The sequence below is a fragment of the Kitasatospora sp. GAS1066B genome (assembly GCF_041262605.1).
Classification (GTDB): domain Bacteria; phylum Actinomycetota; class Actinomycetes; order Streptomycetales; family Streptomycetaceae; genus Kitasatospora.
Genome location: NZ_JBGCCO010000011.1, coordinates 199,448 through 211,952 on the forward strand (window position 1 = coordinate 199,448; position 12,505 = coordinate 211,952).

The 12,505-nt window shown below is 73.2% G+C and carries 13 protein-coding genes; 10 read left to right on the forward strand and 3 right to left on the reverse strand.

From position 1 onward, the window contains the following. Positions 1-162: 162 nt before the first annotated feature. The 8 genes from ABH937_RS15115 to ABH937_RS15150 all read left to right on the forward strand — a co-directional run bounded on the left by ABH937_RS15115 (position 163) and on the right by ABH937_RS15150 (position 7,993). Positions 163-540: a F0F1 ATP synthase subunit epsilon gene (locus ABH937_RS15115; protein WP_280687413.1), complete on the forward strand. Its 378-nt coding sequence runs from the start codon at positions 163-165 to the stop codon at positions 538-540. Between the two features lie 157 nt (positions 541-697). Beyond that, positions 698-1,198 carry a DUF2550 domain-containing protein gene (locus tag ABH937_RS15120; RefSeq protein ID WP_280687412.1) on the forward strand — a complete coding sequence of 167 codons (501 nt, stop codon included), beginning with the start codon at positions 698-700 and terminating at the stop codon, positions 1,196-1,198. Positions 1,199-1,230: 32 nt separating this feature from the next. Then, positions 1,231-1,803 (forward strand): cob(I)yrinic acid a,c-diamide adenosyltransferase, encoded by a 573-nt coding sequence (locus ABH937_RS15125; RefSeq protein ID WP_280687411.1) that lies wholly within the window; start codon positions 1,231-1,233, stop codon positions 1,801-1,803. An 84-nt stretch (positions 1,804-1,887) separates the two neighbouring features. After that, a complete protein-coding gene (locus tag ABH937_RS15130; RefSeq protein WP_370218430.1) occupies positions 1,888-3,108 on the forward strand; it encodes a sensor histidine kinase in 1,221 nt (406 codons plus the stop codon). Beyond that, the gene (locus tag ABH937_RS15135) at positions 3,105-3,770 is read left to right on the forward strand and encodes a response regulator (RefSeq protein ID WP_370218432.1); all 666 of its coding nucleotides are present in this window, start codon (positions 3,105-3,107) and stop codon (positions 3,768-3,770) included. Before ABH937_RS15130 ends, ABH937_RS15135 begins: the two co-directional genes overlap by 4 nt. Positions 3,771-3,930: 160 nt before the next feature. After that, positions 3,931-4,803 (forward strand): 3-hydroxyacyl-CoA dehydrogenase family protein, encoded by an 873-nt coding sequence (locus ABH937_RS15140; RefSeq protein WP_280687408.1) that lies wholly within the window; start codon positions 3,931-3,933, stop codon positions 4,801-4,803. 229 nt (positions 4,804-5,032) lie between these two features. Beyond that, on the forward strand, positions 5,033-5,419 hold the full coding sequence (locus tag ABH937_RS15145; RefSeq protein ID WP_280687997.1) for an STAS domain-containing protein: 387 nt from the start codon (positions 5,033-5,035) through the stop codon (positions 5,417-5,419). 234 nt (positions 5,420-5,653) lie between these two features. Continuing rightward, positions 5,654-7,993 carry an ATP-binding protein gene (locus tag ABH937_RS15150; RefSeq protein WP_370218434.1) on the forward strand — a complete coding sequence of 780 codons (2,340 nt, stop codon included), beginning with the start codon at positions 5,654-5,656 and terminating at the stop codon, positions 7,991-7,993. Between the two features lie 7 nt (positions 7,994-8,000). On the opposite strand, the gene nucS is transcribed toward ABH937_RS15150, so the two are convergent. Next, positions 8,001-8,660, reverse strand: a complete 660-nt coding sequence (gene nucS, locus ABH937_RS15155; RefSeq protein WP_280687406.1) for an endonuclease NucS — start codon at positions 8,658-8,660, stop codon at positions 8,001-8,003. Positions 8,661-9,368: 708 nt separating this feature from the next. Between nucS and ABH937_RS15160 the strand changes: the two genes are divergently transcribed. Next, on the forward strand, positions 9,369-9,761 hold the full coding sequence (locus tag ABH937_RS15160) for an SCO5389 family protein (RefSeq protein WP_280687405.1): 393 nt from the start codon (positions 9,369-9,371) through the stop codon (positions 9,759-9,761). A 73-nt stretch (positions 9,762-9,834) separates the two neighbouring features. Here ABH937_RS15160 and ABH937_RS15165 read toward each other — a convergent pair whose 3' ends face one another. Next, positions 9,835-10,977, reverse strand: a complete 1,143-nt coding sequence (locus ABH937_RS15165; RefSeq protein WP_370218453.1) for an LLM class flavin-dependent oxidoreductase — start codon at positions 10,975-10,977, stop codon at positions 9,835-9,837. Positions 10,978-11,409: 432 nt separating this feature from the next. Between ABH937_RS15165 and ABH937_RS15170 the strand changes: the two genes are divergently transcribed. Continuing rightward, complete coding sequence (locus tag ABH937_RS15170; protein WP_280687404.1) at positions 11,410-11,730, forward strand: ATP/GTP-binding protein; 321 nt, start codon at positions 11,410-11,412, stop codon at positions 11,728-11,730. A gap of 7 nt (positions 11,731-11,737) precedes the next feature. On the opposite strand, the gene ABH937_RS15175 is transcribed toward ABH937_RS15170, so the two are convergent. After that, positions 11,738-12,505: an ABC transporter permease subunit gene (locus tag ABH937_RS15175; RefSeq protein ID WP_280687993.1), complete on the reverse strand. Its 768-nt coding sequence runs from the start codon at positions 12,503-12,505 to the stop codon at positions 11,738-11,740.

The following is a 12,505-nucleotide window of genomic DNA, read 5'->3' on the forward strand; positions in this document are numbered from 1 at the left end:
ACCATGAGGGGTGGTTCCCGCATCCTGGGGACCACCCCTCATGGCACGAGGGCTGTGATTCCGGTCATCTCCGCGCTCCTCGTTTCATGCCAGGGGTGCGAGCCCGTTATTCTTACCGAAACTCCCGAGAAATCGGGCGTTGCAAGAGCCTAGGAGCCCACGTTGGCTGAGCTGCACGTCGAGCTGGTCGCAGCCGACCGCAAGGTGTGGTCCGGTGCGGCCACCATCGTTGTCGCCCGCACGGCTTCCGGTGACACCGGCATCATGCCGGGTCACACCCCGGTGCTGAGCGTGCTGGAGTCCGGCCCGGTCACCATCCGCACGACCGATGGCGGCACCGTCATCGCCGCCGTGCACGGTGGCTTCATCTCGTTCGCCGACAACAAGCTGTCTCTGCTCGCGGAGATCGCCGAGCTGGCCGACGAGATCGATGTGAACCGCGCGGAGCGTGCGCTGGAGCTCGCCAAGAGCGAGAGCGACGCGCACGCCGAGCGGCGCGCCGAGGTTCGCCTCGTCGCGGCCGGCCGCAAGGCCGCCTGAGGTTTCGCACAGCGGTTCGCACAATGGTTTGACCGACGGTCCCGGGGACGCGTGAGCGTGACCCCGGGACTGTCGTATCGGTTGGTAGGGACAGTGCCGTTGTTTCGTTGATACGACCGGCAAAACGGGGATGCGGGTAGCGAGGAGGTCGGTGAGCATGGTCCTCGCCCTTGTGGTGTGCGCGGCGGTCGTGGCCCTGGGGGTGGTCGGCCTGGTGGCGTTCGCGGTACGCCGCCGCCTCATCCAGCGGGTCGGCGGCACCTTCGACTGCAGTTACCGCCTGAAAATGCCGGCCGACGCCTCGACCCTCCCCGATCTCGACGAGAACGGACAGCCCACCTCAGCCCCGGTCCCCGCGACCGACGGCAAGGGGTGGGTTTTCGGTATCGGGCGCTACAGCGGCGACCACATCGAGTGGTTCCGGGTCTTCTCCTACGCCCCCCGCCCCCGCAAGGTGCTGCCCCGCCGCGAGATCGAGGTGCTCGGCCGCCGCTACCCCGAGGGCCAGGAGGAACTCGCCCTGCTCTCCAACTCCGTCGTGCTGCGCTGCCTGCACAACGGCGTCCCGCTGGAGCTGGCGATGAGCGACGACGCGCTCACCGGCTTCCTCGCCTGGCTGGAGGCGGCCCCGCCCGGGCAGCGGGTCAACGTCGCGTAGTCGGCCGGAGAGGCCTGAGTAGGCTTCGTCCCATGGTCAACCTCACGCGCATCTACACCCGCACCGGCGATGACGGCACCACCGCGCTCGGTGACATGAGCCGCACGACCAAGACCGATCCGCGACTGCTCGCCTACGCGGACGCCAACGAGGCCAACGCCGCGCTCGGGGTGGCGATCGCCGCCGGGGCGCTGGCCGAGGACCTGGTCGCGGTGCTGACCCGGATCCAGAACGACCTCTTCGACGTCGGGGCCGACCTGTCCACCCCGGTGGTGGCGGACCCCAAGTACCCGCCGCTGCGGGTCGAGCAGGGCTACATCGACCGGCTGGAAGCCGACTGCGACCGCTACAACGCCGAGTTGGAGAAGCTGCGCAGCTTCATCCTGCCGGGCGGCACCCCCGGGGCGGCCTACCTGCACCTGGCCTGCACCGTGGTGCGGCGGGCGGAGCGGGCCACCTGGGCGGCGATCGAGGAGCACGGGGAGAGCGTCAACCCGCTGACCGCCAAGTACCTCAACCGGCTCTCCGATCTGCTCTTCATCCTGGCCAGGACGGCCAACAAGGAGCGCGGGGACGTGCTCTGGGTGCCGGGGGAGAACCGCTAGTCGGTCCCTCGTCGCAAGGGTGGAGCGCAGGCTGCAACCTTCGATGTACAGCCAACGGACGCGGCGAAGTGGTGGGATGGGGCCGTGCTACCGCTCCGCCTCACCCCGCTCCACCTCACGCCGCGCCAGGTCGACCTGGCGATCGCCGCGTCCGGCCTCTGCGGCGGGCTGCTGATGCTCGCCGGCCACGCGTACAACGAGGGCGAGCACGTCTCGCCCTGGCTGCGGCTGGCCTCCCTGCTGGCGATGGCGGTGCTGGAACTGTTCCGGCGCCGCCGGCCGATCCTGACGGTCACGCTCGGCGGCCTGATCTTCCTGGCCGGGACGTTCGGCGGGATCCTGACGGCCACCGTGATCATGTACACCGACCTGCTCTACGCCGGCACCCTCTACGGCCCGCGCCGCACGCCGCTGGTCCTGCAGCTGACCGGGGCGGGCATGACCCTGGCGATCGCCGGTGTCATCGCGAGCCACACCACGATCGGCAACGCGCTGGGGGCGGTGGTCTGGGCGGCGCTGATCTTCCTCGCCCCGGTCTGGACCGCCGTGCTGGTCCGCAGACACCGCGACCAGGCCGAGACCGAGCGGCTGCGGGCCGAGCAGACCACGCTGCTGGCCGAGCTGGACCGGCGCGGCGCGGTGGCCGCCGAGCGGGCCCGGATGGCCCGCGAGCTGCACGACGTGGTGGCCAACCACCTCTCGGCGATCGCCATCCACGCCACCGGCGCGCAGTCGCTGGCCCGCCGCCAGCAGCGTCCGCAGGAGGATCCGCTGGTGGCCGCGCTCGCGGTGATCCGGGAGAACAGCGTGCAGGGGTTGGCCGAGATGCGTCGCATGATCGGCCTGTTGCGGGCCGACCAGGAGCTCCCCGCCGACCATCGGGCGCCCCGGCTGGACGCCTTGGACAGCCTGCTGGCCCAGGCCCGGGCCGCCGGGCCGGCCGCCGGGCTGGACTTCGAGACCTCGCTGGACGGCGACCACGGCGAACTGCCCGCGCCGGTCGACCTGGCCGCCTACCGGATCGTCCAGGAGTCGCTCACCAACGCGCTCAAGCACGCCGGGCGCGGCACCGTGCGGCTGCGGCTGTCCAGTTGCCCGGAGCGGGTGGAGATCGCGGTGGACAGCCCGTACCGGCCCGACGCGGGCCGCACGCTGCCCGGCGCCAGGGCGGGTCTGGTCGGCATGGGGGAGCGGGCCCAGCTGCTCGGCGGTAGCTTCGAGGCCGGCCCGGTGGGCGAGTTGTGGCGGGTACGCGCGGTGCTGCCGGTGGGGCCGGCCGCGGTGGACGAGGGGGAGCGCAGATGACGATCCGGATCCTGGTGGCGGAGGATCAGGCGGCGGTCCGGGCCGCCCTGGTGATGATCCTGCGGGCCGAACCGGACTTCTCGGTGGTCGGCGAGGCGGCCGACGGCGAACAGGCCGTCAGCCTGGCGCTGGAGCTGCGCCCCGACGTGGTGCTGATGGACGTTCAGATGCCCCGGCTGGACGGTGTCGCGGCGACCCGGCGGATCACCGCCGCCGGCGCCGCCCAGGTGCTGGTGCTGACCACCTTCGACCTCGACGAGTACGTGCACGGCGCGCTGCGGGCCGGCGCGGCCGGCTTCCTGCTCAAGGACCTGGAGGCGGAGACCCTGATCGAGGGCATCCGCACGGTGGCGCGCGGCGACGGCATGCTCGCGCCGTCCGTCACCCGACGGCTGATCAGCACCTTCGCCCGGCCCGAGCGCGGCGATCCGGCCGGGCTGGCCACCCTGACCCAGCGCGAGCGCGAGGTGTTCGCGGGGATCGGCGCGGGGCTGAGCAACGGGCAGATCGCCCGCCGGCTGGCCATGGCGGAGGCCACCACCAAGACCCACGTGAGCCGGATCCTGGCCAAGCTGGAGCTGCGCAGCCGGGTCCAGGCGGCGATCCTGGCCCAGGACTTGGGTGTGGTGCTGCCCGCCGTCCCGGAGCGCCCTGGGGCCTGACACAGATCACACCCGCCAATCACCCCACGGCCCGGCCCGGGGCACTACAGTCCGAGCGGTGAGCGGCGCGGCTCCCGGCATCGGGCGTACCTCCCGGCCGAAGGTCGGGGGAGAACCCTGCCCCGGAGCACGCCTGGACGGGACTTCGGGAGAAGCAGCCATGAGCAACGTACCCACGCAGCGTCAGCAGATCGCCGTGATCGGCGCCGGACTCATGGGCGCGGGCATCGCGCAGGTGTCCGCGCAGGCCGGTCACCCGGTGGTGCTGCGGGACGTCACCGAGCAGGCGCTGCGGCGCGGCCTGGACGCCATCGAGGCCTCGTACGAGAAGTTCGTCAGCAAGGGCAAGCTCACCGCCGACGAGGCCACCGCCGCGCTCGGCCGGATCACCACCACCACCGACCTGGCCGCGATCGGCGAGGCGGACATCGTGATCGAGGCCGTCTTCGAGCAGTTGGAGGTCAAGGAGGCCGTCTTCCGCGAGCTGGACAAGCTGGCCAAGGACGGCGCGGTGCTGGGCAGCAACACCTCGGCCATCCCGATCACCCGGATCGCCGCCGTCACCGAGCGCCCGGAGTCCGTGGTCGGCGTGCACTTCTTCTCGCCGGTGCCGCTGATGCGCCTGGTCGAGCTGGTCCGCGGCTACAAGACCAGCGACGCCGCGCTGGCCACCGCGCGCGCCTTCGCCGAGGGGGTGGGCAAGGAGGTGGTCGTGGTCAACCGTGACGTGGCCGGCTTCATCACCACCCGCCTGATCACCGCGCTGGTGGTGGAGGCCGCCAAGCTCTACGAGTCCGGGGTGGCCACCGCCGAGGACATCGACACCGCCTGCCGCCTGGGCTTCGGCCACCCGATGGGCCCGCTGCAGACCGCCGACCTGACCGGCGTGGACATCCTGCTGCACGCCGCGCGGAACATCTACGAGGAGACCCAGGACGAGAAGTTCGCCGCTCCCGAGATCATGGCCCGGATGGTCACGGCGGGGGACCTGGGCCGCAAGAGCGGCCAGGGCTTCTACAACCACAAGGCCTGAGGGCGGCCCACCCCGCTCCCTGTACGGGGGCGCGGGTGAGCTTGCTCACGGCATGTGCCGCAGATGGGTGATTTGCGCGGTAATCGAGCGTGCGCCCCAGGTGCGGCTGCGTATATTCCCTCGGACGAGTGAAGTTGCTTCAGATCGGCCCGGGGAGCAGCAACCTGGACCGCTGGTCCGGCGTCAGATGGTGGGGCTCTCAGACCTGAAGGAGGACAGCGTGCGCATCGTGGCGTACCCCGGGTTCGGCGGGCACACTGTCCTGGCCCTGGAAGGCCGGCTGGACGTGCGAGGCGCGGCCGACGCGCGGGCCCGGCTGCACCAGGCGGTCGACGACGGCAGCACCGGAGACCTGGTGCTCGACCTACGGGCGCTGGACTCCTGGGACGCCACCGGGCTGGGCGTCATCATGGGCACCCATCGGCGGGCCGGCCGGCTCGGCCGCCGCCTGGTGCTGCGGGAGGTGCCGCCGCAGCTGCAGCGGCTGCTGGTGGCCACCCGGCTGCACCGGATCCTCGCGGTGGAGGGTGCGGTGGCCGACCCGTGCGGGGCCACCCTGCCGGGCGGCGCGCCGGGCCAGCCGGCGCTGCCCTCGGTGATCGCGCCACTGCACTGAGTCCCGGCCGGGTAACGGACCGGGGTCGGCTCTGCACGGCGGGGCCCGGATGTGCGAGAGTCTGCGCTCGACAGGACCGTTCGATTCGCCGCCGGCCCCGCCGGAGCGATGCCGCCGCGAGCGGTGCGACGGTCCGTCGGCCGTCGAACGCGCACTGACTGCGCTGCGGCGGTCCGGTCCCTCAAGGCGGCCGGCGGCCGGTGGCCGCCCGGCGGAGCACAGGCGGAGCACATCGTGGCACAGCCATCCGGTGATGTCGGGCAGGAGAATCTGCGCGGGCGATCGGGCGACCTCGTCGCCGGGCGCTACCTGGTGACCGTCGGCGGCCCGGACGGCGCCGACATCCAGCCCTGCCCGCCCGAGTACCGTCCTGCGCCGCGTCGCCGGCCGACCGGCGGGCAGCGCCAGGTCGGCCGCGCCGCCGCCGGCCCGGGGCCGACCCCGGCGGTCGGTCCGCTGGCCCTCGGCTCGGGCCCCGGCGACCTGCCGCTGCTGGACCGCGAGGCCGAGGTCGCCCAGCTGCTCGGCAAGCTGGCCGAGGGCCGCTCGATCCGGCTGCTCGGCGAGCCGGGGTCCGGGCGCAGCGCGCTGCTGGCCGCGGTGGTCGCGGGCGCGGGCGAGCTGGCCCCGCACGGCGTGATCCAGCTCTGCGGCCACCGGCGGGACGCCGACGACCTACTGCAGGACCTCTTCGCGGCCGCCTACCAGGCGCCCGGCTTCCGGCCCGACCGCGCCCAACTGCCCGAGCTGCTGGCCGGGGTGGGCGCGATCGTGGTGATCGACGAGATCGCCCAGCGCGGCCCCGAGCTGGAGGAGCTGCTGGCCCGCGCCCCCGAGTGCGCCTTCGTGGTGGCGCCGGCGGCCGGTGCGGCCGGCGTGCTGCCGCCCGACTCACGGCTGGAGGACCACACGATCGGCGGGCTGACCAGGCCCGCCTGCCTGGCGCTCACCGCACGGCTGGCCGGGCGGCTGCTGGACGAGGCCGAGCGGGCCTGGGCGGTCGACCTCTGGTTCGAGTCCCAGGGCCTGCCGCTGCGCTTCGTCCAGGCCGCCGCGCTGCTGCGCCGGCGCGACCTGGTGGTGGACACCCTGCTGGCGGCCGAGGAGGACCGGCAGCGGCTGTTCGGCGGCGCCCCGGACGGCGCCCCGGCGGACCAGGACCCGGCGGTGCGCGAGGCCGAGCTGCGCGCCTCGGTGCCGCTGCCCACGGTGGCCGAGGCCGCCGCGCCCACGCTGCTGCTGATCGAGGGCCTCAGCGGGGCGGCCGAGGCCGTGCTGCGGCTGGCCGTGGCGCTGGGCGGCGAGTGCCCGACCGCGCCGCACCTGCCCGCGCTGATCGATGTCGACCACGGCGAGAGCGCGCTGCGCGAGCTGGCGGAGTGCGGGCTCGCCGAGTCGATCGGCGGCCACCACCGGCTCACCGCGGGCGTGCTGAAGGCGCTCGCGGCGCACTGGGGCCCCGACGAGCGGAGCACCCAGGGTGCGGCGCAGCACTTCTCCTGGTGGGTCGGCCACGGCTCGGTGAGCACCGCGCAGATCGCCGCCGAGGCGGAGGTGGTGCTGGGCGCGCTGCAAGCCGACCGGACCGCGGGTCGCACCGACGCGGTGCTGCACCTGGCCCGTGCGGCGGCCCCCGCGCTCGCCCTGACGCTGCGCTGGGGCGCCTGGCGGCAGGTGCTGGAGCTCGGGCTCGGGGTGGCCCGGCAGAGCGGGCACTCGCGTGAGGAGGCCTGGTTCCAGCACGAGCTGGGGGCGTACCGGCTCTGTCTGGCGGACGGCGACCCGGCGGCCCAGGCGGCGGCCAGGAGCGCGCTGGAGGCGGCCTGCGGGCTGCGCGGGGCGGCCGGGGACAGCCGGCAACTGGCGGCCTCGCGTCGGCTGCTGACGCTGCTTCAGGAGGCCGAGCGGGAGCCGGTGGAGCCGGAGGCCGAGACCCAGGCGATCCGTCGCCCGGTGATCCGGGTGCTGGCCCAGCGCTCCTGGCCGCCGGCCGGACTGCTGCGCGGCTGGTCGCGGCGGAACGCGCTGCTGGCCGTCGGCGGGTTCGTCGCGCTGAGCGCGGTGGGCACGGCGGTGGCGCTCGGCGTCTCCGGGGGCGGTGCCGCTCCGACGGGCGGCGGCACGGGTGTGAGCGGGAACATGCTGAACGTGGGGGGCTCGGGTGGCGCCGTGCCGACCGCGTCGGCCGGCGGCAGCGGGTCGGCCCCGGGGACGGCGTCCGCGTCCGGCAGCGCGTCCGGATCCGCGTCGCCCGCCGCCTCCGCCTCGGTGTCGGTCAGCCCGAGCGCCAGCGCCTCGAAGGGGCGCACGGCGACGCCGACGGCGCGCCCGAGCAGCTCGGCGACCGGCAGTTCGGCTCAGCCGGCCCCGGGACAGCCGGGGCCGACCACCCCGTGGGCGCCGCCGCCGGTGCCGACCACCCCGGCCGCGCCGCCGCCGTCACCGACCACCAAGGCGCCCAGTACGACGCCGCCGCCGTCACCGACCACCACGCCGCCCAGCTCGACGCCGCCGCCGTCACCGACCACCACGGCGTCCAGTTCGACGCAGTCGCCCCCGCCGGCCGGCACCTGACGGAGGATCAGAACAGCTTCAGCTTGTCGTCGTCGATCCCGCGCAGCGCGTCGTAGTCCAGCACCACGCAGTCGATCCCCCGGTCCGTGGCCAGGACCCGGGCCTGGGGCTTGATCTCCTGCGCGGCGAAGATGCCCTTGACCGGGGCGAGCAGCGGGTCGCGGTTGAGCAGTTCCAGGTAGCGCGTCAGTTGCTCGACGCCGTCGATCTCGCCGCGGCGCTTGATCTCCACCGCGACGCTGGCGCCCGCCGCGTCCCGGCACAGGATGTCGACCGGGCCGATGGCGGTCGGGTACTCCCGGCGGACCAGCGACCAGCCGGCGCCGAGCACCTCCATCCGGTCGGCCAGCAACTCCTGCAGGTGTGCCTCGACCCCGTCCTTGATCAGGCCGGGGTCGACGCCCAGCTCGTGGGAGGAGTCGTGCAGGACCTCCTCCAGCGTGATGATCAGCTTCTCGCCCGCCTTGTTCACCACCGTCCACGAGCCGTCACCCTCCTTGAGGCTGCACGGCGGAGACATCCAGTTCAGCGGCTTGTAGGCGCGGTCGTCGGCGTGGATGCTCACGCTTCCGTCGGCCTTGACCAGGATCAGCCGGGTCGCGGAGGGCAGGTGGGCGGAGAGTCGACCGGCGTAGTCGACGGAGCAACGGGCGATGACAAGACGCATGGGGGCAAGCCTAGGCGCTCCCGAGCGGCCCTCGAGCGCGATCACGTGAGGTGACCGTAGAACAACGCTCGGTGCGTCAATGTTCCCGGCAGGTGTTCAACCGCGGACGGGATTCCCGGCACTCCAGGGCGCTTCGGCGAGACGCGCGGTCGAACGATCGGGGCAGGCGGAGCCAATTGAAGCGAGTCGATCCGAGAGGCGTGCCGGGGAGTAGAAGCGGGCGAACCATGGGAACCCGGGAGTCTGTGGCTCCCGAAGTCTGGCGTCTGTGCGCGCAGACCGCTACGTTGGGTGACGCCTTCGAACGCCCGCGTAGCCAAACGGGGATGGAGTGTGGAGATGGGCCGGTAACGCCATCACCGGAGTGGTTTCAGCCATTCTGGCCGCGTTGGCGCCTAGTTCAACGGCAATTGTGACATTCACGAGTTTTGTCGGTCCTGGGCTGCCAACCTGGTCACAGCCGCGTCCGCCCTGTCAGGGGCGCCGACCGCTGCGGTACCGCCCCACGCCGGGTCCGACCGGCGCGCCCCTGACCGGGGTCAACCGACTGAGCACGGCACGGAATCGAACGCACCGGATCAGCACAATCCGCACCAGTCCTGCCAATCGCACCGAACGAAGCAATCGCACCAATCGCACCTGGCACCATCCGCACTTGGCACCACCACCCGCGCGAGGTGCGCGCGGTGGACCGCGAGAGGAGAACCCATGTCGCTCGACGTCTCACCGGCCCTTCTGGAGAAGGCCGAGCGAGGCGAGGTCGACGAGCGGGAGTTCGTCGACTGCGTCCGTACGTCCCTGCCTTATGCCTGGGACCTGATCAGCTCGCTCGTCGCCCAGATGGGGGTCGACGGCACCGGCTTCGCGGACAATCAGGTCCCGCCACCGAGCGAGCAGGCGCGCGGCCAGTTGCTGCGGGCGATGGCGAGTGACGCCATCCGCGGTGCCCTGCAACGGCACTTCGGGGTCAAGCTGGCCTTCCAGAACTGCCACCGGGTGGCGGTCTTCGGTCCGGGCTACGAGGCCGAGGAGCGCCACCGGCGGTTCACCTCGGTCCGGGCCCAGTTGCTGAACCAGTCGCCGGAACTGCGCGACTGTTGAGCCGTCAGCGCGATCGGCCGCCACGTTTCGTCGGTGGCGGCCGATCGCGCTGACCGGCCGTCAGAGCGGCCGCTCAGCTCAGCTGGGGCAGCACCTCGGCACCGAGCCGGGCGATGTTCTCCAGGGTGCCCACGTGGTCGCCCGAGCCCTCGGCGAGCAGCGCGAAGCGCCGGATCCCGGTCCGCTCGGCGGTGCTGAGCAGCCGGTCCGCACACTGCCGCGGGGTGCCCACCGCGTGCAGGTCGCAGAGCAACTCGGTGTACGCGTGCGGATCGCGCATCTTGCGCTCCCGCCCGTCCACCGTGCGGTGCGCGCCGAGCCCGTACTCGAACCAGCCGGGCATCGCCCGCAGCAGGGTGGCCCGCGCCGCCGGGGTGCGGTCGGCCACCTGCGCCACCCCGGCCGCCACGTGCTCGCGCTCCACCCGGGCCAACTGCTCCTCGCCGCGCCCGCAGGCCCGCCAGGCGGTCCGGTAGGCGCTGAGCATCAACTGCTTGTCCTCGTCCCCCGAGTGCATCCCGAGCAGCATCGGCAGCCCGCGCCGGGCGGCCAGTTCGACGCTGGCGGGCGAGGTGCAGGCGACCACCACGGGCGGCCCGGCGGCGCTCGGGTCACCGGCCGAGGGGGCGGTGGACTGTTCGGTGCGCTGGCGCGGGAAGCGCAGCGCGGGCTCGGCCTGCAGGCCCAGCCAGTCGGCCAGTTCACGCCCGCCCAGCCGGGTCGGCTCCACCGCCCGGGGGACCACCGGGACCTCGGGGAAGTTGAACTGCGGGCCGTCGCCGCGCACCCGGGAGCCGCGCAGGAAGTTCAGCAGCAGGTCGAGGCGCTCGGCGAAGCCCTCCTCGTAGGCGGCCACCCCGCCGCCGAAGACCGCCAGGTCGATCCAGGGCCCGCCGCGCCCGACACCGACGGTGAAGCGGCCGCCCGAGGTGAGGTGCAGCAGCGCGGCCTGCTCGCCGAGCGCCACCGGGTGCGTGGTGGAGAGCACGCTCACGGCGGTGCCGAGCTGGATCCGCCGGGTCCGGCCGAGCAGCAGCGCGGCCAGGGTGGCGGCGTTCGGGCAGACCCCGTACGGCACGAAGTGGTGCTCGGCCAGCCAGACGGCGTCCAGCCCGGCCCGTTCCGCGGCCATGGTGGCCGCCACCGTCCGCTCCAGGGCCTGGGCGTGGCACTGGCCGGGGAACTGGGCCGACAGCAGGAAGGCACCGACCCGGATGGTGTCCTGGGCCGCCGGATGGCTGCCACCGCGCTCGGCGGCGGGTGCCGGGGGCAGCGTGAGCGGCCGGTCGGCCAGGGGTGTCCGGTGGCCGCGGCCGGTCCGGTCGGTGCGTGGCGCGTGGTCGGCGTCAGGGCCGGGGTGGACGCCGGCGGTGGCGCTGGTCTGGGTCACGGAAATGCCCTCCTCGGGTGCGCGCAGGCTGTTGCGAGCCCCGCTCTGTCTCCACGTGAGTAACCCATGTCATGTGCCATTGGCACTCAACTCGGCCTATTTCACTGAAGAACGGGTGGATCTCACCGAAATCCCACCGGTGGCCGACCGGGCCGTGATAAAGGTCGCTGTGCGTCCGGGGGCGACGCGCTGCCGGTCCCTCCGCTCGCCGACCGTAATCTGGAGAGTGAACCGCGTCCCCACCGAGAGGTGAACATCGTGTCTCCGCGCCGCAACCGGACCAGCAGCTCCGCCGATCGGAGCGTCGGGCAACCGGCCCCGCTCGGCGGTTCGCTGCGCCGGACGGAGAGCTACCAGGGCGAGGAGTGGGTGGTCCAGACGGTGGCCGGCACCCCGGGTCGGTACTACCGCTGCCCCGGCTGCGACCAGGAGATCCCGCCCGGGACGGGCCATGTGGTGGCCTGGCCCGACCACGGCGGTGGGGTGGAGGACCGCCGGCACTGGCACCGGGCCTGCTGGGGCGCCCGCGAGCGGCGCGGCTCGGCGATCCAGCGCGGCCGCGGGGCGCCCCGCTACTGACCGGCCGTCAGGCGTCCCGGCCCTTCAGCACCGCCGCGCCGCCCAGCAGCGCCGCCAGCGTCCAGGCGCCGCAGACCAGGAAGCCGCCCACCCAGCCGTAGGGCGTGTTCGCCTCCGGGAAGACCGTCAGCATCTGCCGCCCGGCGTAGTCGGGGAAGTAGTGCGCCACGTTCTTGACCTTCGGCACGGCCGACAGGATCGGCGAGAGCAGGAAGAAGAACGGCACCAGGATGCCCAGCGCCAGCGTCTGGTTGTGCAGCATGGCCGTCACGCCGGCCGAGAAGAGGCAGAGCATGGTCAGGAAGATCGCGGCCCCGAAGACCGCGCGCAGCACGTGCGGCGAGCCCAGCGTGGTGCGGTGGTCACCGAGCAGCGCCTGGCCGAGGAAGAAGGTCACGAAGGCGGTCAGCAGCGAGACCAGCAGCGCCAGCACGCCGATCACCAGGGCCTTGCCGGTCAGCAGGGTGCCGCGCTGCGGCACGGCGGCCAGCGAGACCCGGATCATCCCGCTGCTGTACTCGTTGCCGATGGCCAGCACGCCGAAGACGATCATCGCGATCTCGCCGAGCGCGATGCCGGAGAGGCTGGTCGCGGTGGCGTCGAACGGCGTGGTCGCGTTCTTGCGGAAGTCGGCGAAGTTGTTCTTGGTGAGCAGCGAGAGCAGCGCGCCGAGCGCGGCCGTCACCAGGAAGACCAGGACCAGGGTCCAGACGGTGGAGCGGACGGTACGGATCTTCGTCCACTCGGAGCGCAGGATCGCGGGGAAGGAGCCCAT

Coding starts and splice junctions, on each gene's coding strand:
- ABH937_RS15175 (WP_280687993.1), bottom strand. CDS start 12,505: ATGGGCTCCTTCCCCGCGATCCTGCGCTCCGAGTGGACGAAGATCCGT.
- ABH937_RS15125 (WP_280687411.1), top strand. CDS start 1,231: ATGGTCAACCTCACGCGCATCTACACCCGCACCGGCGATGACGGCACC.
- ABH937_RS15135 (WP_370218432.1), top strand. CDS start 3,105: ATGACGATCCGGATCCTGGTGGCGGAGGATCAGGCGGCGGTCCGGGCC.
- ABH937_RS15120 (WP_280687412.1), top strand. CDS start 698: ATGGTCCTCGCCCTTGTGGTGTGCGCGGCGGTCGTGGCCCTGGGGGTG.
- nucS (WP_280687406.1), bottom strand. CDS start 8,660: ATGCGTCTTGTCATCGCCCGTTGCTCCGTCGACTACGCCGGTCGACTC.
- ABH937_RS15160 (WP_280687405.1), top strand. CDS start 9,369: ATGTCGCTCGACGTCTCACCGGCCCTTCTGGAGAAGGCCGAGCGAGGC.
- ABH937_RS15140 (WP_280687408.1), top strand. CDS start 3,931: ATGAGCAACGTACCCACGCAGCGTCAGCAGATCGCCGTGATCGGCGCC.